General features: G+C 59.4%; 18 protein-coding genes. 11 read left to right on the top strand and 7 right to left on the bottom strand.

All coding sequences use genetic code 11. The annotated features are described in order from the left end of the window. Positions 1 to 111: 111 nt before the first annotated feature. The 5 genes from HMPREF2860_RS05940 (at position 112) to HMPREF2860_RS05920 (ending at position 7,220) form a co-directional block, all read left to right on the top strand. On the top strand, positions 112 to 3,351 hold the full coding sequence (locus HMPREF2860_RS05940) for an error-prone DNA polymerase (protein ID WP_038629391.1): 3,240 nt from the start codon (positions 112 to 114) through the stop codon (positions 3,349 to 3,351). 18 nt (positions 3,352 to 3,369) lie between these two features. After that, on the top strand, positions 3,370 to 5,334 hold the full coding sequence (locus HMPREF2860_RS05935; RefSeq protein WP_038627764.1) for an alpha/beta hydrolase family protein: 1,965 nt from the start codon (positions 3,370 to 3,372) through the stop codon (positions 5,332 to 5,334). A gap of 31 nt (positions 5,335 to 5,365) precedes the next feature. Next, on the top strand, positions 5,366 to 5,905 hold the full coding sequence (locus HMPREF2860_RS05930; protein WP_038627766.1) for a tRNA (cytidine(34)-2'-O)-methyltransferase: 540 nt from the start codon (positions 5,366 to 5,368) through the stop codon (positions 5,903 to 5,905). Between the two features lie 68 nt (positions 5,906 to 5,973). Beyond that, a complete protein-coding gene (locus HMPREF2860_RS05925; RefSeq protein WP_038627768.1) occupies positions 5,974 to 6,831 on the top strand; it encodes a bifunctional methylenetetrahydrofolate dehydrogenase/methenyltetrahydrofolate cyclohydrolase in 858 nt (285 codons plus the stop codon). A 20-nt stretch (positions 6,832 to 6,851) separates the two neighbouring features. Further along, positions 6,852 to 7,220 carry a DUF3017 domain-containing protein gene (locus tag HMPREF2860_RS05920; protein ID WP_038627769.1) on the top strand — a complete coding sequence of 123 codons (369 nt, stop codon included), beginning with the start codon at positions 6,852 to 6,854 and terminating at the stop codon, positions 7,218 to 7,220. On the opposite strand, the gene HMPREF2860_RS05915 is transcribed toward HMPREF2860_RS05920, so the two are convergent. The 4 genes from HMPREF2860_RS05915 to HMPREF2860_RS05900 form a co-directional block, all read right to left on the bottom strand. Then, complete coding sequence (locus tag HMPREF2860_RS05915; protein ID WP_038627771.1) at positions 7,217 to 8,353, bottom strand: homoserine O-acetyltransferase MetX; 1,137 nt, start codon at positions 8,351 to 8,353, stop codon at positions 7,217 to 7,219. The genes HMPREF2860_RS05920 and HMPREF2860_RS05915 overlap by 4 nt on opposite strands. A gap of 45 nt (positions 8,354 to 8,398) precedes the next feature. Beyond that, positions 8,399 to 9,721, bottom strand: coding sequence for an O-acetylhomoserine/O-acetylserine sulfhydrylase (locus tag HMPREF2860_RS05910; RefSeq protein WP_038629393.1), 1,323 nt, complete (start codon positions 9,719 to 9,721; stop codon positions 8,399 to 8,401). Positions 9,722 to 10,173: 452 nt separating this feature from the next. Beyond that, positions 10,174 to 12,396 carry an NADP-dependent isocitrate dehydrogenase gene (locus tag HMPREF2860_RS05905; protein ID WP_038627773.1) on the bottom strand — a complete coding sequence of 741 codons (2,223 nt, stop codon included), beginning with the start codon at positions 12,394 to 12,396 and terminating at the stop codon, positions 10,174 to 10,176. A 265-nt stretch (positions 12,397 to 12,661) separates the two neighbouring features. After that, positions 12,662 to 13,699, bottom strand: a complete 1,038-nt coding sequence (locus tag HMPREF2860_RS05900; RefSeq protein ID WP_070628658.1) for a molecular chaperone DnaJ — start codon at positions 13,697 to 13,699, stop codon at positions 12,662 to 12,664. Positions 13,700 to 14,094: 395 nt separating this feature from the next. On the opposite strand from HMPREF2860_RS05900, the gene HMPREF2860_RS05895 reads away from it, so the two are divergent. Further along, positions 14,095 to 15,405, top strand: coding sequence for an MFS transporter (locus tag HMPREF2860_RS05895; RefSeq protein ID WP_038627777.1), 1,311 nt, complete (start codon positions 14,095 to 14,097; stop codon positions 15,403 to 15,405). A gap of 43 nt (positions 15,406 to 15,448) precedes the next feature. Then, entirely contained in the window at positions 15,449 to 16,405 is a 957-nt protein-coding gene (locus HMPREF2860_RS05890) for an exodeoxyribonuclease III (protein WP_038627780.1), read from the top strand. Between the two features lie 25 nt (positions 16,406 to 16,430). Here HMPREF2860_RS05890 and HMPREF2860_RS05885 read toward each other — a convergent pair whose 3' ends face one another. Beyond that, positions 16,431 to 19,118 carry a DUF6541 family protein gene (locus HMPREF2860_RS05885; protein WP_070628657.1) on the bottom strand — a complete coding sequence of 896 codons (2,688 nt, stop codon included), beginning with the start codon at positions 19,116 to 19,118 and terminating at the stop codon, positions 16,431 to 16,433. Between the two features lie 190 nt (positions 19,119 to 19,308). Between HMPREF2860_RS05885 and HMPREF2860_RS05880 the strand changes: the two genes are divergently transcribed. The 3 genes from HMPREF2860_RS05880 to HMPREF2860_RS05870 all read left to right on the top strand — a co-directional run bounded on the left by HMPREF2860_RS05880 (position 19,309) and on the right by HMPREF2860_RS05870 (position 22,027). After that, entirely contained in the window at positions 19,309 to 19,740 is a 432-nt protein-coding gene (locus HMPREF2860_RS05880) for a hypothetical protein (protein WP_070560858.1), read from the top strand. A gap of 143 nt (positions 19,741 to 19,883) precedes the next feature. After that, positions 19,884 to 20,939: a tryptophan--tRNA ligase gene (trpS, locus tag HMPREF2860_RS05875; RefSeq protein WP_038627786.1), complete on the top strand. Its 1,056-nt coding sequence runs from the start codon at positions 19,884 to 19,886 to the stop codon at positions 20,937 to 20,939. 62 nt (positions 20,940 to 21,001) lie between these two features. Continuing rightward, positions 21,002 to 22,027 (top strand): YhjD/YihY/BrkB family envelope integrity protein, encoded by a 1,026-nt coding sequence (locus HMPREF2860_RS05870; RefSeq protein ID WP_049182310.1) that lies wholly within the window; start codon positions 21,002 to 21,004, stop codon positions 22,025 to 22,027. Here HMPREF2860_RS05870 and HMPREF2860_RS05865 read toward each other — a convergent pair whose 3' ends face one another. Further along, a complete protein-coding gene (locus HMPREF2860_RS05865) occupies positions 22,028 to 23,278 on the bottom strand; it encodes a D-alanyl-D-alanine carboxypeptidase family protein (protein ID WP_070628793.1) in 1,251 nt (416 codons plus the stop codon). A 156-nt stretch (positions 23,279 to 23,434) separates the two neighbouring features. Between HMPREF2860_RS05865 and HMPREF2860_RS05860 the strand changes: the two genes are divergently transcribed. Further along, the gene (locus tag HMPREF2860_RS05860; RefSeq protein ID WP_038627790.1) at positions 23,435 to 24,664 is read left to right on the top strand and encodes an adenosine deaminase; all 1,230 of its coding nucleotides are present in this window, start codon (positions 23,435 to 23,437) and stop codon (positions 24,662 to 24,664) included. A 30-nt stretch (positions 24,665 to 24,694) separates the two neighbouring features. Here HMPREF2860_RS05860 and HMPREF2860_RS05855 read toward each other — a convergent pair whose 3' ends face one another. Beyond that, a complete protein-coding gene (locus HMPREF2860_RS05855; RefSeq protein WP_038627792.1) occupies positions 24,695 to 25,936 on the bottom strand; it encodes a hypothetical protein in 1,242 nt (413 codons plus the stop codon). Positions 25,937 to 25,983: the final 47 nt, after the last annotated feature.

Raw genomic sequence — 25,983 nt, 5'->3', positions numbered from 1 at the left:
GAACGTGGCTGAGATGTGACTTACGGATGCGTCCCGGGGGTGACGTTTAATGCAGATGGCAGTCGAAAATACGTTTGAATTCAGTCCGCGGTGTGGGTTAATGTTCGTGGCATGGAAAACATCTCGGACGGGCAGTCGGAGCGGTCCGGTCGACCACTGAGTTGGTCGCGGATTGAGCGTATTCTATCGGGTAAATTTTCAGGAAAACTACAGCCTAATGGTAGCTTCAACGGCTGGCGGGGGCAGCTGTCAGATTCCATCGTTGGGGCTTTTGAAGCTCCGGAAAGCGGCGCTGGTGGCAGAGGTGGCATGTCATTTACGCCTGCGGATATTAAGGCGGAATTGCACTGTCGTTCGAGTTATTCCTTCCTGCATGGCGCATCGGATCCGGAAGAATTGGTGTCCGAGGCTGTGCGTTTGGGGTTAAACGTGTTGGGGCTGACAGATCGCGATGGTTTCTATGGAATCGCTCGTTTTGCCGAGGCTGCAGCGGAGGCTGGTATTGCCACAATTATCGGCGCGGAGCTGGGGCTTCCGCAGCGGCCCCTCACGGTGCTGGGGCGGGGTCCCGAGGGCTATCGGCGCCTGAGTCACGCGCTGTGTGATGCGCATATGTCTGCGGGGGAGAAGTCCGTCGTCCGCTATCCTCCACTGCCAAAGTTGGGGGAGGCCGCAGGTGGTTTCTGGCAGGTGCTTGCCGACGTTAACTGGCTCGGCGACCTGGAAGAACTTATTGCGGCCTTCGGTGCGGAGAATGTGGCACTCGAACACCGCGTGAGCCCCACCGCGCAGGCGGCCGATGACGCGGAAGCTATTTCAGCCGCAGCTGTGAAGTATGGCCTGCGGGAGGTGGTTTCCTCTGCTGCGACGTCGGCTTCGCCTGCGACAAGCCGGTTGGCGGGGGCTAAACAGGCTCTTGCTGTGAGAGAGGACTTAGACGGGTTCGAGTCACGACTGGAGCCGGCAGGCGGAGCTTGGTTGCGTTCGTGGGAGGAGCTAGCGGCGGCAACACGGTATCTGGGGGCGCAGGTGCTGCAGTCAACACAGGACATTGCAGGTGAGTGTGCTTTTACGCTTGACCTCATTGCGCCTGAGTTGCCTCGCTGGGAAGTGCCAGAGGGCCACGATGAGGACTCCTGGCTGCGGGAAATTACCCGTGCGGGGGCACGGCGGCGGTATGGTCCGGTCGATGGAGCTGGGGACGGCTCCGTGCAAGCGCGGGCGTGGGCGCAGTTAGAACATGAGCTGACTGTGATTCGAGAGCTGGGCTTTCCGGGCTACTTCCTCATCGTGCACGACATCTGTGAGTTCTGTCGCCGGGCGGGAATTCTGGCGCAGGGGCGCGGTTCGGCCGCTAACTCGGTGGTGTGTTTTGCGCTGGGGATCACCAATGTTGACCCCATTAGCGCCGGGCTGTTGTTCGAGAGGTTTTTGTCGCCAGAACGGGATGGTCCGCCGGATATCGATGTAGACATCGAGTCTGGTCGTAGGGAAGAGGTTATCCAATACGTCTATGAAAAGTATGGTCGTGACAATGCTGCGCAGGTGGCCAATGTCATTACCTACCGGCGGCGCGGCGCATTGCGCGATGCGGCGCGGGTGTTGCGATACTCGCCGGGCGTTATCGATGCGTGGGGCAGAGACCGAGAAGCGTGTCCGCCGGAGCCGGTGCGGAAACTGGCAGAGCAGCTTCGTGGGCAGCCTCGTCATTTAGGCATTCACTCTGGCGGAATGGTGATTTGTGATCGGCCGATTGCGGATGTCGTGCCAGTGGAATGGGCACGCATGGAGGGGCGCTCAGTAGTGCAGTGGGATAAGGATGACTGTGCGGCAGCGGGACTGGTGAAGTTCGACCTGCTTGGCCTCGGAATGCTGGAGGCCATCCACCATTGCATTGACTTGGTCTATGAACAGCACGGGCGCCGAGTGAACCTGTGGGAAATAGATGTCGCTGAACCGGAGGTTTACGAGATGTTGGCACGCGCGGACGCGGTGGGCGTGTTTCAGGTGGAATCGCGCGCGCAGCTGGCCACCTTGCCCCGACTGAAGCCGAGGGAGTTCTTTGATCTGGTGGTGGAGGTGGCACTCATTCGCCCAGGCCCCATTCAAGGCGGTAGCGTGCACCCCTACATTCGCCGCCGAAATGGACTCGAACCGGTGACCTATGAGCATCCGGTGTTGGAGAAGTCTCTCGGGAAGACACTGGGCATTCCGCTATTTCAAGAGCAGCTGATGCAAATGGCCGTCGATGCGGCGGGTTTCAGCGGGGCGGAAGCGGACTCGCTGCGCCGCGCTATGGGGTCGAAGCGCTCAGTGGCCAAAATGGAAGCGCTCCATGCCCGTTTTCTGGCTGGGCTGGAGCGCACCAGTGGCATTGATGCGGATATTGGGGAACAACTGTGGAACAAGATAGTGGCCTTTGCCGCCTACGGTTTCCCTGAATCACACGCGCAGTCGTTTGCCTCCTTGGTGTATTTCTCGGCCTGGTTTAAGTACCACTATCCGGCGGAGTTCTGTGTAGCGTTGCTCCGTGCTCAGCCCATGGGGTTTTACTCTCCGCAGTCGTTGATTGCCGATGCCCGCCGGCGCGGTATCGGCTGCGATGGTCCGGATATCGCAGTTTCAGGCGTGGAAGCCAGCGTCATCGATGGTCGTATTCGTTTGGGGCTCGGTGCCATTGCCGGTGTGGGCAATGGCGTGGCGGAACGTATCGTCGCAGCGCGGCCATTTGTCAACGCAGCAGATGTCGCCCGCAGAGCTCGGCTGGGTGTTGGGCACATGGAAGCACTGGCGCGCGCAGGAGCACTTGGGTCGCTGGGGATTGACCGTCGTCAAGCACTGTGGGCGGCGGGCGTGGCGGCGACGGAAAGTGAGGGCATGCTGCCGGGGCTCACGCTTGCTGACGCACCGGCGTTGCCCGGCATGACGGAGTTTGAGCTGGCAGCTGCCGATTTGATGGCAACGGGAGTGACCCCGGGGCAGTACCCGGTAGCTGCGTTGCGGGCAGACCTGCAGGAACGTGGAGTGGTGCCTGCGGCGGAACTGAAAGCAGTGCCCGATGGAACACGAGTAGAAGTGGCGGGAGTCGTGACACATAGGCAACGTCCAGGGACAGCTGGCGGAGTGACATTTTTGGGAATGGAGGACGAAACTGGGCTGGTGAATGTGCTGTGTACACCGGGGCTGTGGAATCGTTTTCGGCCGGTAGCGGTGAATTCGCGGGCGATGGTGGTGCGCGGTATCGCGCAGACAGCCTCTGGTGCGGTGACAATCGTGGCCGATCGTCTGGTGGATATGTCCGAGGCTCTGGGGCGGCCGGTGGTGGCAGGTCGAAGTAGAGATTTTCGCTGACTATTAGAATGGATTGTTATGCGCCAGACCTATGAATCCTCGTTAGCACCGGATGGGAGTGCAATCGCCTTTATTGTCCGCGATAGCGGCTACCCGCGTGCGGTACAGCAGGAGATTACTCCGGAGGGGCTAGGGGAGGAGCGCCCCGTGAAACTGCCGGTGGAAGGCCCGGTTACCAGAGTGCTGCACTCCCCGGATGGAAAGTGGATTGCCTGCGAGGTCTCTCCGTACGGTACGGAGCGACTGCAGACCTGGCTGGTATCCACCGATCCGGAGGTCGATGGTGCCCGCCCCCTGCGCATGGATGCGGATATGCGCGCCACACTGGTGGAATGGGATAACAATCTCCTGGCGATGAACGCGGTCGATGCCCAGGGCATTAACTATGCACGTTTGGTCAACCCGACAAACTCAAAGTATGAGGTCATTGATAGACGCACCGACAGCCAGCTGGTAGCGGCTGAAAGTGGGTTTGGCCTCGTGCGGGTGGGTCCGCGAGGCCACCGGGAGCTACTACTAGTCGGGCCGGGGCAGCAGTGGCAGCCGCTGTTGCCATCCGATCCTGGCTCCACCACGGATGCCGGTGTCTTATTGGCGCATACGGGGCAGGAGAAGCTGACCGCATTCGTGCTCTCAGATCATGGCGCGGAACAGCGTCGCATCCTGCGCCTGGGTATTACTCCCGATAGTGGTATCAGCACCACGGAGCCGCGTACAGCGGAATCGACCGCAGCGGAGATTTTGGATATGAAGATCGGCATCGAAGTCGATGTCGAGGAGTTCATTGGCAATCCGGATCAAGACGTCGAAGAATTCGTCATTAGTGAGGATTCCTCCACTGCGGCTGTGCTGTGGAATAGCGGTGGGGTCAGCACGCTCGAGGTGCTAACCCTTGGCTTTCACCCGCAGACTGACGACATGCGGGTGATGGTGCGCCGCAACGTGGAATTGCCGGGCATGGTTGCGCGCGAGCTGTCAATCTCCGGAGACGGTGAGCTGATCTCCCTGACAGTAGAAGGGCCAGGCCTTGCGCCAACGGTGGAGATTCTGCGCAATATCGGTGGTGTCATTGAGCCATTGGATATGGAACGCACCGAACGGATTTTGGCTCTGGAAGAGAAGAATCTGGAGACCATGCCGGCCCCAGAACTGGTCTACTTTGTTTCCCGCGATGGGCTGGAACTCTCTGGCTGGCTCTACCTTCCAGAGTCGGTGCGCAATAGTTCTAATGACGTTTCCGAAAACGCACTACCGCCGGCTTTCATCCATATCCACGGCGGCCCAGAACTGCAGGCGAAACCCATTCACCACGATGTTCTAGCCAGCATTGTGGAGGCGGGCTTCGTGGTGTTCACACCTAATGTGCGCGGTTCCTCGGGGTCCGGTAGGTCATTCGAGCACGCGGGCGACCGCTATGGACGCTTTGCCGCTATTGCGGATATCGCAGCGGCGCGTGCCTTCCTCGTTGATGCCGGGTTGGCGGACCCAGAACGCATTGCCCTGGGTGGGCGATCCTACGGTGGCTTCATGTCGCTGTTGGCCTCGGCGTGGTACCCGGATCAGTTTGCTGCCATCGTCGATGCCTGCGGAATGACAAGTTTTGAAACCTACTACCAATCCACAGAACCCTGGTTGGCGCAGGCCGCGTTCCCTCGATACGGCTACCCGTACCAGGATGCTGAGCTTCTGCGCGATATCTCGCCACTGCACCGTGCGGAGGAAATGAAGGCTCCAACCCTATTCATCCACGGCGAGTGGGATACCAACGTGCCTCCGCGAGAGTCCGGTCAGATGCGCAACGCCATGGATGCCTATGGTGTGCCCACTGATTTTCTGGTGGTTGAGGGAGAGGGCCATAAGTTCTCGAAGCCGAGGAGCCGAGCGCTCATCGGTGAGACCATCATCGCGTTTTTCGCCGAGTACGGCGTGTGTGATGCGGTGCCCAGCGCGTCAACGGCAGTAGAAACTAACAACGATCAGTAATAGAAGCAGCGGAAAAGAACTGACAGAAGAAATGAATAGCGCCACGACCGAGCCGACGAACGCCGAGCCAACCAACTCCACAGACTGGATTAAGAGCCACACCTGCCACGTGCTTTTTGACCGGCCTGTCATCCCGCCGAACACCGGAAACGCTATCCGCATGTGTGCGGGATCTGGAGCTATGTTGCATCTGGCCAAGCCACTGGGGTTCAACTTCGATGACAAGAATCTGCGTCGCGCCGGGCTGGATTACCATGACCTGGCCGATGTGCGTATTCACGATTCCATCGATCAAGCGTTGGAGACCTTTGCCAGCCAAGGGTGCCGCATCTTTGCCTTTACCGCACACGCTGACACTTGGCACACAGACATTGAGTACACGAACACCGATGTACTGCTCTTTGGCCCGGAGCCAACCGGGTTGGAACAGTCAGTGCTCGATGATTCGCGAATTACGCAATTGATCCGAATTCCCATGTTGCCCGCTCGTCGCAGCATGAATCTTTCCAACGCCGCTGCAGTGGCTGCTTATGAAGTCTGGCGTCAACAGGGCTTTATGGGCGGTAAATAGGGTCAAAGGCGAGGGCGGTTACAGGGCGTTTCTGGGCATTATTCGCTCCTGTGCCTAAGATAAATGCCATGGCAGCGACAAAGCTTGATGGCAAACTCTACCGAGACGAAATCTTTGAAGACCTGGAAAAGCGCGTTGAGCGTTTGAAGGAAGCCGGCTACACCCCGGGGTTGGCCACCGTGTTGGTTGGTGATGATCCAGGCAGCCACTCTTACGTCAAGATGAAGCATCGCGACTGTGAGCAGATTGGTATCGCCTCTATCCGCCGTGATCTCTCAGCTGACACCACGCAGGAAGAACTCGAGGCAGTAATCACCGAGCTGAACGAAAGCCCGGAGTGCACAGGCTACATTGTTCAGTTGCCACTGCCGAAGCACCTGGATGAAAACCGTATTCTGGGCCTCATCGATCCGGAGAAGGACGCCGATGGGCTCCACCCGGTAAACCTGGGCAAGCTGGTTCTCAACGAGCCAGCGCCACTGCCGTGTACCCCAAACGGCTGTATCCACCTGCTGCGACGCTTCGGCGTCGAGCTCAATGGAGCCAAGGTTGTTGTTATCGGCCGCGGTGTCACCGTCGGTCGCCCAATCGGGCTGATGCTCACTCGCCGCAGCGAGAACTCCACCGTGACGCTGTGCCACACCGGCACCAAGGATTTGGCCGCTGAAACCCGTCAGGCTGACGTCATCATCGCAGCCGCTGGTGTCGCTCATATGCTTACGGCAGACATGGTCAAGCCTGGCGCTGCTGTACTCGACGTGGGAGTTTCGCGTGTCGACGGCAAGCTGGCCGGTGACGTTGCTGATGACGTCTGGGACATTGCCGGTTACGTATCCCCGAACCCAGGTGGTGTCGGCCCACTGACTCGCGCTTTCCTCGTACGCAATGTCGTCGAGCGCGCTGAAAAGCTCGCTGGCCTGGCCTAGTCAGCCGGGAGGAAGAAGTCATGTCGAAAAGGGAAATTGCGCAGCGTGCCCGGCGGGAAGATCTGCCGGATCCAATGCTGAACCCGCATAGCCCGAAGACCCCGCCGCCGGGGGCATCGTGGCCAATGTGGGTGCAGTATACGATTTACGGCGCGCTCTTTTTCGGCATGTCCGCCTTCGTCGTGTTCCTGGGGCTGGAGCGTTGGCGACGCGCCACATTCATGCTGGGAAGCACAATGGTGCTGCTCGGTGTGGCTAGGCAGTACCTGCCGGACAGTATTTTAGGTGTGTTCTCTGTACGATCCCGGACCTTTGACCTATGGTTTTGCTCCATAATCGGGATGGGGATCGTATTCCTCGCAGTCAGCGTGGATGCGCTGGGAAGCTAGCTGACATCGCGAGAGAGGAAATTACGCACAATCGAATCCACTCGCTCGAACTCCGTCAAGAATCCGTCGTGACCCACGGCGGATTCAATCTTTTCTAGCCCCATGCAGTTGCCCAGATTGCGGGCGAGGTGCTCCTGCTGGTGGAAGGGGTAGAGAATATCCGTGTCCACACCGGCAATCATGGTCGGAACGGTTGACGAGTGCAGCGCCTCGTTGAGGCCACCGCGATCACGGCCAATATTGTGCCGATTCAAGGTATCGGTGAGCACGACATACGACCCGGCATCGAAACGCTGAGCCAGCTTCTTCGCCTGATGATCCAAGTAGCTTTCTACCTGGAATCGGTCTTCCGTGCGCATCGCGCCCAGCGGATTCTCACCGGGCTGCGCTGCCGCACCAAAGCGGTCATCCATCTCCAGCTCGCCACGGTACGTCAAATGCGCGACCCTGCGTGCAAACCCCAGACCTCGGGTCGGGGTCACACCGCGGTCGTAGTAGTCGCCGCCATGCCAATCGGGATCGGACTCAATGAATTGAATCTGCGCAGACTGAATACCAATCTGCCAAGCAGACGCACGTGCGCCGACACACATCACCAATGCCTTGCCGACGAAATCCGGGTGCATCAGTGACCACTCAAGCGCGCGGGCCCCACCCAAGGAGCCACCAATGACAGCTTGGAGGCGGGAAATTCCCAGTTCTTGCAGCGCAAGGTGCTCCACTGTCACCGTGTCGCGCACGGAGATGGCGGGGAAGCGAGAGCCCCAGGGCTTGCCGTCGTCCGGATGTGGACTGGAGGGGCCAGTTGTACCGCGACAGCCGCCGATGACGTTGGTGCAGATGATGCAGTACTCGTCGGTATCCAGTGCGCGGGCAGAGCCAATCATCCCGTTCCACCAACCCGCAGTCGGGTGGTACTCATCCGAGGGACCGGAAGCGTGGGCGTCGCCGGTTAGAGCGTGCTCGAGGAGGATGACATTCGAGCAGTCGTCGTTAAGCCGGCCCCAGCGTTCGAACTCGACGGTGACGTCGGGGATGACCGCGCCGGCCTCGGTGGTGACATCGCCGATAAAGACACGCCCCGGCTCGCCCTCGGGTGGGAGGGCGGCCGGGGTAGATGGGGAAAAGCTCATGCCTTATAGACTACTTAGTCCGTCATATGTCTGTGTACAAACGGTCTACGCGAGTGCTGCGAAGCCGCCCTCGAGGTCAGCGATGATGTCATCGATGTTCTCGATACCGACGGAGAGACGCACGGTGGCCTGGGAAATGCCGGCGCGAGTCAGACCCTCCTCATCGGACTGGGAGTGAGTGGTGGTGGCCGGGTGGACAACCAATGAGCGGACATCACCGATGTTGGCGACGTTGGAGTGCAGCTTCAGAGCGTCAATGAACTTCCAAGCCTTGGCGGTGTCGGCATCCTTCAAGTCGAAGGAGAGCACGCCGCTGGCGCCGGAGAGACCCAGCTTGGTCAGGGTTTCGTGCCACGGGGAGCTCGGCAGGCCAGCGTAGTTGACCTTGGCGACCAGCGGGTGGTTCTCGAGGAACTCAGCGACAGCCTTGGCGTTTTCATTGTGGCGCTCGATGCGCAGAGACAAGGTGTCGAGGCCCTGAGCCAGAACCCACGCGTTGAACGGAGCCGGAGTAGCACCAGTGTCGCGGAGAATGCCAGCGCGGGCGCGCAGTGCGAAGGCTGGGGCGCCCAGGTCGGCGAACTTCAGGCCGTGGTAAGCCTCGTCGGCCTCGGTGAAGTTCGGGAAGATAGAGCGGCCGTTGCGGGTCTGAGTCCAGTCGAACTTGCCACCATCGACGATGACACCGCCGAGGGAGGAACCGTTACCGGTCAGGAACTTGGTGGTGGAAGAAACCACGATGTCAGCACCGTGCTCGAGCGGGCGCAGCAGGGCAGGGGTCGGAACCGTGTTGTCGACAATCAGCGGAACGTTGTTGCGGTGTGCAACCTCTGCGATAACCGGGATGTCCAGGATGTCGATCTGCGGGTTGGCGATGGATTCACCGTAGAAACCGACGGTGTTGTCCTGAACTGCTGCCTGCCAGGACTCCGGGTCATCCGGGTTCTCGACGAAAGTGCAGTCGATGCCAAGGCGCGGCAGGGTGACCTTGAACAGGGTCTCAGTACCACCGTAGAGGCGCGGCGAAACGACGAAGTGGTCGCCCGCACGAGCCAGAGTGAGAACAGCAGCGGTCTCAGCTGCCTGGCCGGAGGCGAACAGTACGGCTGCGACGCCACCCTCAAGGCTGGCGATGCGCTGCTCGACGGCATCCACAGTCGGGTTGGTCAGGCGGGAGTAAATCGGGCCTGCATCCGAGAGGTTGAAGCGGTTGGCAGCGTGCTCAGCGGAATCGAAGACGTAGGAGGAGGTGTTGTAAATCGGCAGGTTACGCGCGGAGGTCTGTGCGTCCGGAGCGAAGCCGGCGTGAATAGCGCGAGTGGACAGGCCCCAGTTGGCGGCGTTGCTGTTGTCGTACTTGGTGGTCATTTCAGATACTTCCTTGCGGTTTTTGAGGTTGTTCAAAACGTTGCTTACAAACAATAGTGAACCAAGCTGTCTATTGCAAAGTTTTGGAAAAACCCAAGGTAAGAGGGTGTGTGCATCTGTGTCGAGAGTGCGATAGCCCGCTTAGTACGGATTGGTTTGATTAGTCGTGGGGTGTGATTAGTTGTGGGGGGGGCTGGGCATTGGGCGCTGCGGTGTCGAGTGTCGGGTTGAGCCAAGCTGGGGGCTGGATATGGGCGAAAAGTACCGGAGACCGCCGAAGGGCGCTCGAAGTTGTCAAGGCCGTTATGGAGGTCAGGGCACAGAAAAAGCCCCACGCATCATGTGCATCAAATGCAACATGAGCGAGGGGCTATCGCCTGAAATCGGCGGGCAGTCTAGGTCAGCCTCGGCCAACCAGACCAGCCAGACCACCCAGGGGCAAGCAGTTAGTCCTACTTCTTCAAACCGTCGATAATCTCGTTGAACTCAGCGGACGGACGCATAACTGCGGAGGTCTTCTCATCGTCCAGCAGGAAGTAGCCACCCAGATCAGCTGGGGAACCCTGAGCATCAATCAGGGTCTTGGTGATGGACTCTTCCTTCTCCGTGAGGGCCTTAGCAACCGGTGCGAAAGCTTCCTTCAGCTCGGAGTTCTCGTCCTGCTTGGCCAGCTCCTGTGCCCAGTAGAGAGCCAGGTAGAAGTGGGAGCCGCGGTTGTCGATCTCGCCAGCCTTGCGGGAGGGCGACTTGCCCTCGTCGAGCAGGGTAGCGGTTGCCTTGTCCAGGGCCTCGGCCAGGACGCGCGGACGTGAGTCGTCGTCATCCTCAGCGGCATAGCGCAGGGACTCGGCCAGTGCCAGGAACTCACCCAGGGAATCCCAGCGCAGGTGGTTTTCTTCCTGAACCTGCTGGACGTGCTTCGGGGCGGAACCGCCTGCACCGGTCTCGAACAGACCGCCGCCGGCCATCAGCGGCACGACCGACAGCATCTTAGCGGAGGTGCCCAGCTCCATAATTGGGAACAGGTCGGTGAGGTAGTCACGCAGAACGTTACCGGTTACGGAAATGGTGTTCTCGCCGCGGCGGATGCGCTCGAGGGAGAACTTGGTGGCGGACACCGGATCCATGATGCGGATATCCAGACCCTCGGTGTCGTGATCTGCCAGGTACTCGTTGACCTTGCTGATCAGGTTGTTGTCGTGCGCACGCTGCGGGTCCAGCCAGAACACTGCAGGGTCACCAGTGATACGAGCGCGGTTAACGGCTAGCTTCACCCAGTCGCGGATTGGGGCGTCCTTGGTCTGGCAGGAGCGCCAGATGTCACCCTCGGCGACGTGGTGCTCAATCAGAACCTCGCCAGCGGAGTTGATGACCTGCAGGACACCGTCAACCGGAACCTGGAAAGTCTTGTCGTGGGAGCCGTACTCCTCAGCCTTCTGAGCCATCAGGCCGACGTTCGGGACAGATCCCATGGTTGCCGGGTCGAAAGCGCCATTGGCGCGGCAATCATCGATGACCGCTTGGTAGACGCCGGCGTAGGAAGAGTCCGGGATAACAGCGAGAGTGTCGCTCTCTTCGCCGCTCGGGCCCCAGCCCTTGCCGCCGTTGCGGATTAGTGCAGGCATGGAGGCGTCAACGATGACGTCGGACGGAACGTGGAGGTTGGTGATGCCCTTGTCGGAGTTCACCATGTAGAGGGCCGGGCCCTCCTTCAGGTCCTTTTCAATCGCGGACTTGACGGCTGCAGCGGTTGCGTCGTCAAGCTTGTGCAGGCCGTCGAGGATAGCGGCGAGGCCATAGTCCGGAGTCAGGTTGGCAGCGGCCAGCTTGGACTCGAACTTCGGGAAAACAGATGGCAGGAAGGCCTTGAGGACCTCGCCGAAAATCAGCGGGTCGGAGACCTTCATCATGGTGGCCTTCAGGTGGACGGAGAACAGGATGTTCTCGCGCTTTGCGCGACGGATCTGAGCGCGGAGGAAGTTGTCCAGGATGTGGACGTTCATGCCCGTGCCGTCAATAATCTCGCCCTTGAGGACCGGCATGTCCTTCTTCAGGGTGATGATATGGCCGTCGTTGGACTCGAGCTGGTAAGTCAGCTTGTCGTCTTCCGGCATGACAATGGACTTCTCATTGTGGCGGAAGTCGTTGGAGGCCATGGTGGCGACGTTGGTCTTGGAGTCTGCGGACCAAGCACCCATGCGGTGCGGGTGCTTGCGGGCGTAGTTCTTCACCGGCTCCGGAGCGCGGCGGTCGGAGTTACCCTCGCGCAGTACCGGGTTAACGGCAGAGCCCTTGACCTTGTCGAACTTTGCGCGGTCGGCGGTCTCCTCGTCGCCTTCCGGCTGCGACTTGTACTTCGGAATGTCGTAGCCCTTTTCCTGCAGCTCTGCGACAGCGCGCTTAATCTGCGGGACGGATGCAGAGATATTCGGCAGCTTGATGATGTTGGCGTCCGGCTCCTTGACCAGCTTGCCCAGGGCTGCCAGCGCATCTTCTACCTTCTGCTCGTCCGAAAGGCGCTCCGGGAACTGAGCCAGAATGCGGCCTGCGAGGGAGATGTCGCGGGTTTCAACATTGACACCAGCCTGGCTTGCAAATGCCTCCACGATTGGCTTCAGCGAGTAGCTCGCCAGCAGAGGGGCTTCGTCAGTACGGGTCCAAATAATTGTCGCCATAATTCATGTCTCCTATCTGTTTTGTTCCACGATAACCCAGTTTTGAATCTTGGGTTGTGTCGGGGCATAGCGCAAAAACAGTGATAGTGATATGAATAACGCAATTATGTGAGGTAAGTCACGAAATGCGTTTTTATTTGTCGCTTATTCACCGCTTTTCATTCCATTTTTCGCTTTACGACGGTCCCCGCGCTCAGGCCCCTCAAATACGAAAAACCGCGCTGGGGTGTCGTGCACGCCGGCGCGGTGGTTCAGGACAGCTTAGTTAGTTCTGCGTATTGTTCGGAGGATTGTTCTGGCCGAACTGGTAGCCCTGAATGTTCTGAGACTGGGGGTGCTGCGGCGCATATACCTGCCCCGGGGCTGACTGGGTAGTCCTGACCAGTTTCTGGCCGCGGAACCATGCGCGCATGTCCTTGAGGAACATAAGAACGCAAGCGGCGATCAGCATGGCACCTGCGAGGAAGAGGACTACATCCACCCAGGAGCTCAAGAACAGGAGGGGGATGATGGTCATAGTCAACGCCAGTGGTGCCACGGTGACGCAGAAAAAGATTGGTGCCGTTGAGTCTTCGCCGCGGAGAATGGAGTGAATCCAGTATGCGGTCAAGGTGACAAGCATCATTCCCAGCAGTAAAAGGATTGGAACGAGAACGAGGGCGGCTGCAGCGCCCATCATGTAGCCAATACCCTCCCAAGAATCACCCAACGATGACTCTAGGCTGCCGAGATTGTTGGCGCCCTGGATGCTGAGCTTGATTGCGTACAGAACTGTGATGATGCCAATCAAGGTTGAAAAACCGACCAGGCCGGTAGTAATTCGGGGAATGAGCGGCATGCGCTGCCACATGTTCTGCAGTGTGGCGTTTGCCGGCAGTGGCGGTACATCCGTGGTCACCGTGGTGGTTACCGTCGCAGGTCCGTTTTGAGTTGGGGCGGACCACTGTGCTTGTTGATTCTGCTGTGCCGATGACGGCTGCGACTGGGCTTGCGGGGCTTGCTGGGCTTGTGTCTGGAACGAGGATTCCTGCGCAGTGGGTACCGGGCGATTTGCCAGCCCGCGCAGCGTCGCGATGGTGATGGTGGCGTTCTCATCGGCCAGCAAAGCGTCGTATTCGCGACGACGTCCCTCATCGCCTAGCACTTGCAGCGCAGTGAGCTTCTCCTGGAACTCGCCGGAGTACTCCGAGACACCAGCATCCCGCAGTTCAGAGAGCTGACTAGAAAGGTTTGCATGGAGCTCTTCGGTGCTGGCTGCGCTATCCAGCTTCAGAGACTCGTAGAGGTTATAGCGGTCGCCCATAGCGGCTCAAGATCCTATCGGTATTGCAGTTCGAAATATCTTTTCAAACAATTTACCCGGTAGCTAGTACGGCAGCATCGAAGACCCGGAGCGCTCGATGGTAGGAAGTCCGTGGCGCTCGGAGGGCATTGGTAGCCCTCGGCAAACAATGCCGATTGCACAATGTATTAGAAGAACGTGAGTGAGTGACTACCGCCAATGGCTGTAGATGTTATTCCGCGCACAAATACCCGGGGAACAGACGGATTGAATAGCGAAATTTTTGTGTTGCGGAGTAGAGTCTCATTTTTCCCTTTCGACTCCCCTCGCGGTTTTGCGAGCCCGTCTTGGGTCGAAAATCGAGGGGAACTGAGAGCCCACCAACTGGCGTAAGAAGAGAAAAGGAGACGGTCGCAATGACGTCGTCAAGCGAAGTAACAACCCACAACGACGACCACAAACCGCGTGCACGTCGTGTGGGAGCGTTTAGCTCGCATCGCCGTCCTGTTCCGGTGCAGGACGACATCTCTGATCTACGCCGAATCTTGGTGATTGTGGCTCTGTCGGTCGGTGCATTCGGCATCGGCGTTACTGAGTTTGTGGCCATGGGCCTGCTGCCTTACATCGCTGACGCCTTCGGACGCGATGAGGATGCCGCGGGGCGCATGATTTCGATGTACGCCCTCGGTGTTGTCGTGGGCGCACCGCTGATTACCGTGCTGACCGGTTCGATTCCGCGCAGGCGCATGCTACTGCTGCTGATGGCGGCATTTACCATCGGCAATGGTGCCACGGTATGGGCAGGCACACTGGGGTCTTTCGAAGCTGTCATGGTCTCCCGCTTCATTGCCGGTTTGCCGCACGGTGCGTATTTCTCGGTGGCTGCTCTGGTGGCGGCCTCCCTGGCTAAGCCAGGGCAGCGTGGAAAGATGGTGGCCCTGTCGGGCGTGGGGCTGTCGGTGGCGACTGTGATAGGTGTGCCGGCCGCGCAGGTGCTGGGGCAGATGTACGGTTGGCGCAGTGCCTTCGCGTTTGTAGCGGTCATCGGCCTGATTGCACTTGTTTCGCTGTGGTTCGCTGTGCCGCATATGAACCGTATGCCGAAGACGCGTCCGATGGATGAGCTCTCCGCCCTGGTGACACCGCAGGTGCTGCTGACCGTCGCAATCGGCACCGTTGGTTTCGGCGGAATGTTCGCGGTCTACACCTATATCACTTGGACCATGACTCGCGAAGCGGGCATGAGCGAAAACCACATCTGGATTGTGCTGATGGCCTACGGCATCGGCATGGTAGTCGGTACCTACATTGGCGGATGGCTCTCCGACCGCATCGGGGAGTGGGGCATCATGGTTGCGCTGGTGCTGATGGTAATCATGCTCAGTGCTTTCTACTTCACCTCGCAGAATGCTGTGCTGGGCACGATCAACTTCCTCCTTATCGGTCTGCTGGGATCGGTATTGGTACCGAATCTGCAGACCCGTCTGATGGATGTCGCAGGTCGCGCACAGACGCTGGCGGCAGCTCTCAACCAGGCCGCATTGAACATGGCCAACGCATTCGGAGCCGCGCTCGGTGGTTGGGTCATCGCTTCCGGTTATGGCTACCGCGCACCGGCTTTGGGCGGCGCAACGTTGGCGATGCTGGCTATCTTCATCGCTCTGCCGACCATTGTTCTGTACCGCCGCTCACAGGCGAAGAAGTCCGAGCGCATCGAACTGCGCTAGAGGTCTACAAGGCGTAGCGTACGCATAGGTAACGTATGAGGGCATGAGCCTTACAATCGCGACAATCAATGTCAACGGCATCCGCGCCGCCGTCAAAGAGCGCAGCGAAACCAACCTCGGACTGTTGGAGTGGCTGAAGCACACCAGTTCCGATGTCGTTTTGCTGCAGGAAGTCCGCGCCACCGACGACCAGGCACGCAAGGCCCTCGCGCCCGCTTTCGATGCCGGATGGCATTGGGTCGGCGCTGAAAACCTGGGTGCCAAGGGGCGCGCCGGGGTGGGCATTCTCTCGCGCTTTCCGCTTAACGACGTCCAGGTGGGCATCGGCTCGGAGGAGTTCGAAGAATCCGGTCGGTTTATCAGTGGGGTTGCCCCGGCAGCGGATACCGGCCTGGATGCGGATGTCCAGATTGCCAGCCTCTACCTGCCGTCCGGTGCCGCGCTTAGTGAGAAGCAGGATGAGAAGTACCGCTTCCTCGATGCCTTCTCTGATTACCTGGCGGAACTGGGTGCCAAGGGGCGCGACGGTCACCACGCAGTTATCGGCGGCGACTGGAACATCTGTCACCGCGAACAGGATTTGAAGAACTGGAAGACCAACCGCCGCAAGAGCGGCTTCCTGCCACAGGAGCGCGCCTGGATGGACTCGGTCTTCGGCTGCTGGCCCGATGAGGTTCCCCAGGATTCGCAGGTTCAGGCCAGCGACAAGGAGCTGGAATCCGGTGCCTTCTCCGATGGTTCCGTGTGGGAGGCCCCGGCGCCCAATGCAGATCCGGTGTGGTTTGATGTCACCCGCCGTCTTCACCCAGAGGCCGACGGCCCTTGGTCCTGGTGGACCTACCGCGGTAAGGCGTTCGATACAGATGCCGGCTGGCGCATCGACTACCAGGCGGCAACCGAACCAATGCTCAAGCGTGCCGTCAGCTCGGTGGTGGACAAGCCTGCCGCCTACGATCTTCGCTGGACGGACCACGCGCCGGTGATCGTGGAGTACGCCTAGACTCGGCACGCGCCTAGGCCGCGGACTAGTATGCTCCGACTCCAGCGAATTCTGGGATCAACTCCGGCTCGGGAGCGGTTACGAGATGTCGGTTCTGCCGCAACATGGAGGCAATGCCGTCAACGATGGCGTCGGCCCATTTGTCCTGCATAGCCGGGTCGGCCAAATCGCGGGTGAGTTTTTCAGCGCCCACCGCTCCCAGCGATAGCGCAACCGTCGGCGCATGCGACCGCGAACTCTGGTTCACCGCCACTGCCGGCGCCAGACCGGTACGAAACTCTGTTGGCACCCCGTTTGTGCTGTAACTGCTGTGCGGATTGAAACCTCGGAACACCATTCCGTCACGCACACCTGCCGCCAGCTGCCAGTCAGCAGGGTCATCGTCCTTTGGCTCGAGGGACTCCACCACAGCGGATACCGAAAAACCACGATCGCCGATGTTATCCCCAGAAAGGGTCTGGTCCTCTGATGAGCGACCGACAATTACGGTGGCTGCGCTCTCCGTGCCGTCGGCAAGCGAATGCGCGCCAACGATTGCGCCGCGCTGACGGAGCTTCTCGTTGGCACGTTGCACGATGCTGTCGATGTGAGCGGAAGTATCCCCACTCAAACGCAGTGCGCGAGGCAGGTCAGCGTTGATAGTCTCGATGGCCCCGCGGCGAGAGTCGACGGTGATATGCGCGCCGGCGAGCGGATCGGCAGCCTCGTCGGGGGAGGGGATGATCGGCTGGCGCGGAGGCATCCACAGCGGATTGGGGCGCGCCGGGCGGTGTGGGGAACTGTTGACAACAGCGTGCAACTCTTCAGGTGAAAACATCTTGTTGACCGCGAAAATCATCACAGAACCGTCGTGATACACGGGCGTGAGCCCCGGCGCGTGCCATGCCCAGGAACGCATCGACAGCGCCTCCGTGCCATCCGTGTTCACACCTGGCGGAGAACTAATGATGTAATGCACGCCCAGTTTTTTCGCCATGGCATCGAATTCCGGATGTGAGCCCAGCAAGTCAACGTTTGTCGGCAGCTTCTTGCTTGCCTCGGCAGTTTTGTCGGAGAAGGAGAAATGGCGGAACAGCGTCGGCAGCCCAGCGATGGCGTACATCCACGCAGAACCGTCACGACGGTCATTGAGGATATGCCCCTCAAACGCATGCGGCTGCTCGGACAGCCAATCAATAGCTTCCATGTCCGCAGCGGTCACAAACGTGCTTCCGAAACTTCCACGAATTGCCTCGCGCTGAGCAGGCCCACTCACCCAGGTCGCAGGCACAATCGCCAGTGCCGCTACGAGCCCCATCGCCAGCGCAGGATTCCACGACTTGACCGGCTGATTTCGCTTTGCGACGATCCACTGCGCCGCAGCCACAATCGCGACAACGGCAGCCGCGACTGCGTAGCCGACCAGCACTGCGCGCAGAATTCCCATAACCGCCTGCATACGGTACGGCATGTCGTAGAAGAAAGTGCCAATAAACTTCAGATAGGTGCCGGACGGCTCCGCCCAACGGGACTGCGCACTATCGGACACCACAAAGAGCAGCCCGAAAGCCAGTGCCGGCCACGGCGCCCACGGGCTGTCTGGTAGGCGAGAGACCAGCGCCACCACCAGGCCGATGAGCACAAGAACCAGAACAGTCTGGGAAAAGATGGGCTCGTCAGCATAGCGGGAAAACCCGATAAGAGTCCGCCACAGTGATTCGGAGCGGGAAATCTCAATTTGGCCGGTAAAGCCCGCAACGGATTCACCTTGCCCGCTAGCGGACAATGCTGCCGGGAGAGTCATCACCAGTGAGAGCGCTCCGATAATTAGTGTGCGAGCGAGGCCACTGACACTCGGTTGGGTGATCAACCACAAGCCAACAAAGAGCACAGCAGCAATTGCGCCGGCCGGGTGGGTGATAAACGTGCCGACCAGGGCAAGCGTAGCGGGGACAATATAGCCCCGCATGGTCAAAGCCGCAGCGATCGGCAAAGTGGCCACCGCGAGCAGATACGGCATGGAGGATGTGCGCCAAAGAGCCGCCCAAATCTCCGGAAGCATCAGCGTCGCGACGGCAGCTGCGGGACCGGCATAGGCCGCCCACTTAGGGCCAACTGCGGTGCGGGCTAGCACCGCAGTTGCTGCGGGCAGAAGCAGCGCCGGGGCCAAGAACGCAAACACGTTGGAATCGAGGAAAACCGAGCCGGGCAGCAGCCCCGCCACGGCATGCCAGCCGGTGGGGTAGAACATTTCGGCTCCGGTCTCCTGATTCATCAGGTCACCGGCCGCGGTGGGCGAGGCTATTGCATGCTCGTCAATGAACCGGAGGAAGTTAGTATGCCAGAGCATATCCCAGGCCTCGCGGATAGCGCCGGGGCCACCGGGGACGTCGTTAAGCACGAGCATGGCGCGCATCGAGCCGACTACCGTGACCCCGGCGACAATCATCGCGGTGACAACGCCGGAATCGAAGCCGTCTTCGGGCGTTGCCCGGGGGATGAATCTGCGCACCAGATAGCCAATGGCACAGAACCATGCCCACATGCCGGCCACGAAGAGCCAGGTGTAATCCAGCCCAAGCGCGTGAGACGACCATGCGGAAAAACCGATCACACCCATCGTTAATGGGCCGGCAGATGCCAACGCGAGCGTGGGACGTAGCCCACTGACCCAACCGAGAACTGTGCCTGGGATCAGCAGGATGAAGACGGCAACCGCAATGGCAGCGAGCATGGGACTCCTGACGGATAAGAGAATTGAATTAGTCCAATAATACCTGTGGGTTAGTTCGGCACTTGGGACGCGAGCGCCTAAGATTTGAAGAAGGGCTGATGGGACTTCAGCTGCTGTAAAGCCCAAGCGCGAATTTGCGCGAGACTTGAAGCGAGCTCGGTGCGGACCCGGAAAGGAGAGGACATTCACAGTGAAAAACGGCGAGAGAGATAACAAGCGGCACCAGATGGCCGATTTGGAAGCCATCGCACGGAGCCTGCAGAACGATCCTGGTACTGCTGTCAATGTCCCGGTGGTCGTGACTTCCGGTGTCATCGTTGCGTTTATCGTGCTGTCTTTTGCCTACGCGTGGCCACTGTGGATTTCCCTCGGACTCATTGTTCTGCTGGGAGTCGTCATGGTCGTGTCCTACACCCGCAGGCCTCCCGTAGCTCCACTGGAGTTGACCCAGGGGGAGCGCGAGCGTGTTCGACGTGTTCTCTCTGAACACGGCATCCGCCCGGCTGTCACGCTGGTGCGCGCACTGTACCCCGAGGAATCGCCAGCCGCTGCAGCGCGAACCGTCAAATTGCTATCCGATCGAATGCTTGTGGAGCAAGGGTACAAGGGCCGTCAGGACTAGTTTTTGGTGGTCGCTTTCCCGGTAGTCGACGTCGATTTAAAGACCGGATATTAAGGATTGGCGTTCCTGTAAAGCCTGCGATGTCGTCGAAATGGGTACGTCGCCGACTCTCCACTATGAAGCTCGCGCTAAACTTATTGGCTATGAGTGAAAGCAAGGGTCCTGAAGCAACTAATCCTGCACCGAGTGCTCGTAAGCAGCGCGTTCTGTCCGGCATTCAGCCGACCGCAGATTCCTACCACCTGGGCAACTACCTGGGAGCATTGAAGAACTGGATTAATCTGCAGGATGACTTCGACGCTTACTACTTCATTCCAGACCTGCACGCCATCACTGTCGAGCAGAATCCGAAGGAGCTGCGTCAGCGCACTATCGCAGGTGCCGCACAGCTGATTGCACTTGGTATTGATCCGGAGAAGTCGGTGCTGTTCGTGCAGTCGCATGTGCCCGAGCACGCGGAGCTCGGATGGGTGCTGACCTGCTTGACTGGCTTTGGTGAAGCCAGCCGTATGACGCAGTTTAAGGACAAGTCCTCTCGTCAGGGCGCGGAACACACCTCCGCTGGTTTGTTTGCGTACCCGATGCTGATGGCCGCCGACATTCTGCTCTACCGCCCACAGCTGGTGCCGGTGGGCGAGGACCAACGCCAGCACCTCGAGCTGACGCGTAACCTGGCGCAGCGCTTCAACTCCCGCTACAAGAAAACGTTCGTTGTGCCGGATCCGCACATCATGGAAGGCTCCGCCAAGATTTATGACTTGCAGGGTCCGACCTCGAAGATGAGCAAGTCGGGTGCAAACCCGAAGGGCATTATTAATCTGTTGGACGACCCAAAGGTCTCTGCCAAGCGCATTCGCTCGGCCGTTACCGACAACGATGGCGAAATTCGTTTCGACCGTGAGAACAAGCCGGGCGTATCCAACCTGCTGGTCATTCAGTCGGCGTTGACCGACAAGCCTGTCGACGAGCTCGTTGCCGGCTACGAAGGCGCAGGCTACGGCCAGCTGAAGGCTGATACCGCAGATGCGCTGGAAGCATTCACCACGCCACTGCGTGCTCGCTATGAGGAGCTCATGGCTGATCGCGGTGAGTTGGAACGAATCCTGGCCGAAGGCGCTGACCGTGCCCGTGAAGTTGCCGCCAAGACACTTGCAGATGTGTACGAGCGCGTCGGGTTCCTGAAGGCTGCCAACCGTTAATCCAGCTGTAGACTCTGCGCTTCAGTCTCCGTACCGAAAGCTGGCACGTTAAGGTAGAGGACATGGCAACCTCTACTCAAAAAGATCCGAAGAGAACGGACCGCTATGGCATCGAGCGTGTACACGCCGATGAACCGAGCGCAATCGACCGCCTCCGCGAAAAGTGGACGTGGTTCGATCACATTATGCGGATGCAGGAGCGCTACTCTGAGCAGGGTGGCAACTTTTTTGCCGCCGCTGTCACGTACTTCTCCGTGCTGTCGATTTTCCCCCTTATCATGACGGCATTTGCCATCCTCGCGCTTGTGTTGCGTGGTAATGAGCAACTGCTCGAGCAAATTCAGTCCGCTATCACAGACTCCATCGATGGGTCGATGGGCGACACCATCAACGCAATTATTGAAGGTGCGATCGATCAGGCCGGTGGCGTTTTCACCGTCGGTTTCATCGCCACCCTGTGGTCGGGTCTTAGTTGGATGAGCAACCTCTCCAACGCAGTGACACAGCTGTGGAAGCGCCCGCTAGGCGCTAGCAACTTCGTGATGGGAAAGGTTCGCGACCTGCTGCGTCTGCTGGGCATGCTGGTTATGATCCTGCTGACCTTCGCTGTCACCGCGGCCGGCTCTTCCGGACTGACACAGTCCCTGCTGGACAAGATTGGTCTGGCCCATGTCCCGGGAATCACAATAATCGCAGGATTGATTGCCATCGCCATTGGTCTCGTCGCCAACTGGCTGCTGTTCTTCTGGATGCTCGCTTTCCTGCCACGCGGGGGTGCCCCGTTCCGCTCTGCGGCAAAGGGCGCGATTATCGGTGCGATTGGCCTTGAGGTTGTCAAGCAGCTCGGTAGCGTTTTCTTCTCCAACGCCCTGTCGAACCCGGCCGGTGCAGTTTTCGGTCCGGTCATCGGTTTGATGGTCGTCTTCTACCTCATCTGGCGCATCACTATGTACGCCACTGCCTGGACCGCGACGACCGAAGAAGCGCTTGCCGACGAGGAGCTGGATGCGCCTGCTCCTGCTGTCATTAACGTCCGTGCGGAAGCGGCCAACCCGTCCGGATTGAACCGCCTGCTCGGTTCGAAATAATTAGCCGCGATCGCGTCTGCCGAAGCGGTAGGTGACCATCGCAATCAATGCGATGACACCTACGATGGCAGCGCTGACAGTAATTTTCAGCCCGGTTCCTGTTGACTCGTCGTCCAGGATATCGGGCAATTTTTCTACCAACGTATTCTCAGTCGCTTCCGCTTCGAGGACACCGACAGAGCTGTCCTGCGGGGCCGCGAAGCCGGCGTCGAGAAGCGATGCTGCCTGCTCCCAGGGGCGCGGTGAATCCTCCACAGTGGCGTCGAGGATGATGACGCCGAGACGACGGCCGTCGCGCTCAGCCACCCCAGCGAAGGTGTGACGGGCATCGTCGGTAAAACCGGTTTTGCCTCCAAGCGCGCCGGGATAGTCCTGGGCAATCAGCTGATTGTCGTTGGCGATTTCGAAGTCATCGACCTCGAGAGCTTTGTCTCCGGGGATGGTGGCCAGGCGGGTGGCCGAGAGTTTGCGATAGGTCTCATTGTTGAATGCGTGCTGGAAGAACAGTGACATGTCGTATGCCGACGTCATCTGGCCCGGGGCATCGAGACCAGTCGGGTTGACCACTCGCGTATCCGTCGCCCCCAATTTCTTTGCCAGGGCGTTGACCTTTTCGGTGGTCTTATCCATGCCACCAAGTTCGCGGGCCAACGCGTGGCCGGTGTCGTTGCCGGAGTTGAGCAACAGGCCAGTCAGGAGCGTTTCTACCGAGTAGTTCACGTCCTCGACGATGCCGACACGAGAGCCCTCCATGTTCGCGTCCTCGAATGTCGCTTTAACCGAGGTGTCGAGTTTCAAATCCTCGAGCGCCTCCATCGCCAGCAACACCTTAATAATCGATGCCGGACGGTAGCGGCCGTGCGGGTCCTTCGCCGCAAGGACATCGCCGGATTTCAAATCGAACACCGTCCATGCAGAGGCGGAGAGGTCTTTCGGGACGTCAAACCCCTCACCGCTGACAATGCCGCAGGCGGACATTTTGCTACCTCCAGTCGGTTTTTGGGGAACCGGAAGTGGAGGGGGAGATGTTTCGCCGGGAGCCGGAACCTCCGAGGAGTCCACTGGTGCTGGTGGGAGGGTCTTGTAGGGGCAGCCCTCCGTGTCACGGATGTCAGGTGCGGGGCCGACAATCGGAGTGTCGTCGGTAAGCGAGGTGCTCTGCGCCATGGCTGCGGGGGCAGTGCTCGGCAGAAGCAAAGCGCTGGTGGCTAGCAGCGTAACGGCAGACGAGTAGCGGCGAGCGGGAAACATGATGAAATAAGGGTAGTAAAACGTCACTCGGAATGACGTATTTCTCGTGTGTGGATGGGGGAAAACGGGGGAGGGAAAGCCTTTGTGCAAAGCAGAAATACGATTCCGCGGCAGTGAAGTAGAAGCGGAGGGCGCAGTACCGATAGTCTGGCCATTATGACTAATTCTTTGCACAGTGATGCTCAGTCTCTGGACACACAGTCTTCGGCATCGAATCTCGATGAGATGCGCAAGGTTGTCGCCAGCCTGCCCAAGGTACTGCTTCACGATCACCTTGATGGCGGCCTGCGCCCGCAGACCGTTATCGACCTGGCCGCGGACTGCGGTTACACCGATCAGCTGCCCACCACCGACGTGGATGAACTGGAGAAGTGGTTCATTGACACCGGCAACTCTGGCTCGTTGCCGAGCTACCTGACTGCCTTCGCGCACACCTGCGCCGTCATGCAGACCGCTGAGTCGCTGACGCGCGTGGCGCGTGAGGCCGTCGAGGATTTGGCTGCCGACAACGTTGTCTACGCTGAGCTGCGCCTCGCTCCGGAAAACCATCTGGAAAAGGGCCTGGATATGCAGGCTGTTATCGACGCTCTGGTCGAAGGCCTGGCGCAGGGTGAAGCCCATGCCGCCGCTGAGGGAAAGCACATCACCGCACGTCTGTTGGTCTGTGCGATGCGCCAGAATAACAATTCCAAGGAAGTCGCACAGCTGGTCATCGACAACTACGGGAAGAACTCCGACGGGTACGTTGTCGGTTTTGACATCGCTGGACCGGAAAACGGCTTCCCGCCGGCTAACCACGCCGAAGCATTCACTATGCTGCGGGAGAACCTCATTCCGGTCACCATTCACGCAGGTGAAGACGCCGGTGTGGATTCGTTGCAGGACGCTGTCGTGCAAGGTGCTCGCCGCCTGGGGCACGGTGTGCGCATCTACGAGGACTTCGGTGCTTCCCTCGAGGGCATCGAATGTCAGGAGGTTGCCTCCGCTATTCGTGACCGCCAGATTCCGCTGGAAATCTGCCCGACCTCCAACGTTCAGACGGGTGTCTGTGACAGCGTTGCGGATCACCCGTTCTCGCTTCTCGACGATATGAGTTTCGCCTGCACCGTCAACACGGATAACCGTCTGATTGGTGCGACTTCCATGACCAGGGAGTGCATGGAGCTGGTGGAGAACTTCGGCTACGGCTACAGCGAGCTGTTCGAACTGACCTCGAATGCGCTAAACAATGCATTCGTGGATCTGCCGACCCGCGAACACATCATGGACACCATTATTTACCCCGCTTACCTGCAGCTTATCGACAACAGCGACGAGGACATCGAAACTGATGTCAACGGTGCGGGTTTCGGTGCCGAAGACGAGCTGAACCTGACGCTGGACTAGCCAGCGCCGGCCAGCTTTGCTGGGTGGGAGCTAGATCTTGGTCGTAAACCGAGCGGCCAAGTCCTTCTCCAGCTGCCTCCAGCCCTTGGCCTCATCGTCGTAAGGCGGAACTGGCTCGGACAGCTCTCCGGTGTCCAGCAGGAAGTTCAGCAGCCACTGCAGCTGCTGATTGCCCGCCAGTACCTCGTTCACGGCATCATCACCAGCCCAGTCAGCGGCATCTGCGAGTAGCTCGTACGCGCGGGCGAGCTGGGCGGTGTCCACGGCGTTCGGGCCCTTTTCAATATCCTCGGCCAGACCGGTAAACGAGTACTCATTGTCCTCGTGCACCACGGCCTCTAGCTCACCTGCGTTGGCTGCAGTGATGATTTCATCCCACGTCGTCAGCGCCGACATGTCGTGATGCTTGTTCTCCAGCAGCCAACGTACCATCGTGCGTGGCTGCGAGAACGTGTGAATCTCACCGGCGCTGCCCAGGAATAGCGGGCGACGCCCCATGTAACAACGCAAGGTGTAGAGCGTGCGGCCAGCGATGGAGATCTTGATCGGGTCGATGCCAGCGTTGGCCCACACCGTCTGATCGTACGGATCGCCGGCGGTCTCCTCTGCGGCCTTCTTTTCCTCTTCGCGCTTCTTCTCCGCTGCTTCACGACGCTCACGCTCCGCGGCCTCTGCTTCCTTTAGTGCGACTGCAGCAGTGGTTTCAGACTCTTCATCGATGTTCGGAGTATTTGCGCCGATGGCGTCGATAGCGTCAATGCAATTGTCCCAGTTGGTCAAGATGACACTGCCGATAGCTGACCACTGAGCGGCGCCACCGCCCTGGAAGTGATCAGCACCATTTTGTGTGGCAGCCAGGACAGAGTGAGAGGCGAACATCTGGTTGATCGGATTGAGATCCGCGATCGCACCAATCGAGCGAGTGATGGCAAGAATGCGGTCTGCGCGCGAAACATGGTCGTAGTCGGCCCGGCCAGCCAAAATTTCTGGCAGCCCAATCAGGTCATAGCGGTGGCGTGGCGCCGCGATGGCCGCTCCCGGTAGCTGCTGGTTGAAGTTGCGCCAGCTGGGGTGCTGCGTGAAGTCGTGAGGAGCATCCGACTGAAGGAAAGCCAGGAGCTTTGCCGCTGATGAGAACAAATAGATGTCATCGCCGCGGCCGAGCAGAGCCTGCCACTCGGAGCCACCTTCACGCCAGCTTGGAGCCCACAACGTGTAAAAGGTGCCCGAGGTCAGCTCGAGTTCGATAGGAACGATGCCTTTCCTGGCCATAGTTTTCGTCGCAGCCCTTCTGCTTGTCGGTGATTGTTAAAACTCAA

Source organism: Corynebacterium sp. HMSC064E10 (assembly GCF_001812505.1).
GTDB classification, from domain to species: Bacteria; Actinomycetota; Actinomycetes; order Mycobacteriales; family Mycobacteriaceae; genus Corynebacterium; species Corynebacterium amycolatum.
This window is presented reverse-complemented; position numbering and strand designations above follow the sequence as displayed.

Coding starts and splice junctions, on each gene's coding strand:
- HMPREF2860_RS05940 (WP_038629391.1), top strand. CDS start 112: ATGGAAAACATCTCGGACGGGCAGTCGGAGCGGTCCGGTCGACCACTG.
- HMPREF2860_RS05935 (WP_038627764.1), top strand. CDS start 3,370: ATGCGCCAGACCTATGAATCCTCGTTAGCACCGGATGGGAGTGCAATC.
- HMPREF2860_RS05930 (WP_038627766.1), top strand. CDS start 5,366: ATGAATAGCGCCACGACCGAGCCGACGAACGCCGAGCCAACCAACTCC.
- HMPREF2860_RS05925 (WP_038627768.1), top strand. CDS start 5,974: ATGGCAGCGACAAAGCTTGATGGCAAACTCTACCGAGACGAAATCTTT.
- HMPREF2860_RS05920 (WP_038627769.1), top strand. CDS start 6,852: ATGTCGAAAAGGGAAATTGCGCAGCGTGCCCGGCGGGAAGATCTGCCG.
- HMPREF2860_RS05915 (WP_038627771.1), bottom strand. CDS start 8,353: ATGAGCTTTTCCCCATCTACCCCGGCCGCCCTCCCACCCGAGGGCGAG.
- HMPREF2860_RS05910 (WP_038629393.1), bottom strand. CDS start 9,721: ATGACCACCAAGTACGACAACAGCAACGCCGCCAACTGGGGCCTGTCC.
- HMPREF2860_RS05905 (WP_038627773.1), bottom strand. CDS start 12,396: ATGGCGACAATTATTTGGACCCGTACTGACGAAGCCCCTCTGCTGGCG.
- HMPREF2860_RS05900 (WP_070628658.1), bottom strand. CDS start 13,699: ATGGGCGACCGCTATAACCTCTACGAGTCTCTGAAGCTGGATAGCGCA.
- HMPREF2860_RS05895 (WP_038627777.1), top strand. CDS start 14,095: ATGACGTCGTCAAGCGAAGTAACAACCCACAACGACGACCACAAACCG.
- HMPREF2860_RS05890 (WP_038627780.1), top strand. CDS start 15,449: ATGAGCCTTACAATCGCGACAATCAATGTCAACGGCATCCGCGCCGCC.
- HMPREF2860_RS05885 (WP_070628657.1), bottom strand. CDS start 19,118: ATGCTCGCTGCCATTGCGGTTGCCGTCTTCATCCTGCTGATCCCAGGC.
- trpS (WP_038627786.1), top strand. CDS start 19,884: ATGAGTGAAAGCAAGGGTCCTGAAGCAACTAATCCTGCACCGAGTGCT.
- HMPREF2860_RS05870 (WP_049182310.1), top strand. CDS start 21,002: ATGGCAACCTCTACTCAAAAAGATCCGAAGAGAACGGACCGCTATGGC.
- HMPREF2860_RS05865 (WP_070628793.1), bottom strand. CDS start 23,278: ATGTTTCCCGCTCGCCGCTACTCGTCTGCCGTTACGCTGCTAGCCACC.
- HMPREF2860_RS05860 (WP_038627790.1), top strand. CDS start 23,435: ATGACTAATTCTTTGCACAGTGATGCTCAGTCTCTGGACACACAGTCT.
- HMPREF2860_RS05855 (WP_038627792.1), bottom strand. CDS start 25,936: ATGGCCAGGAAAGGCATCGTTCCTATCGAACTCGAGCTGACCTCGGGC.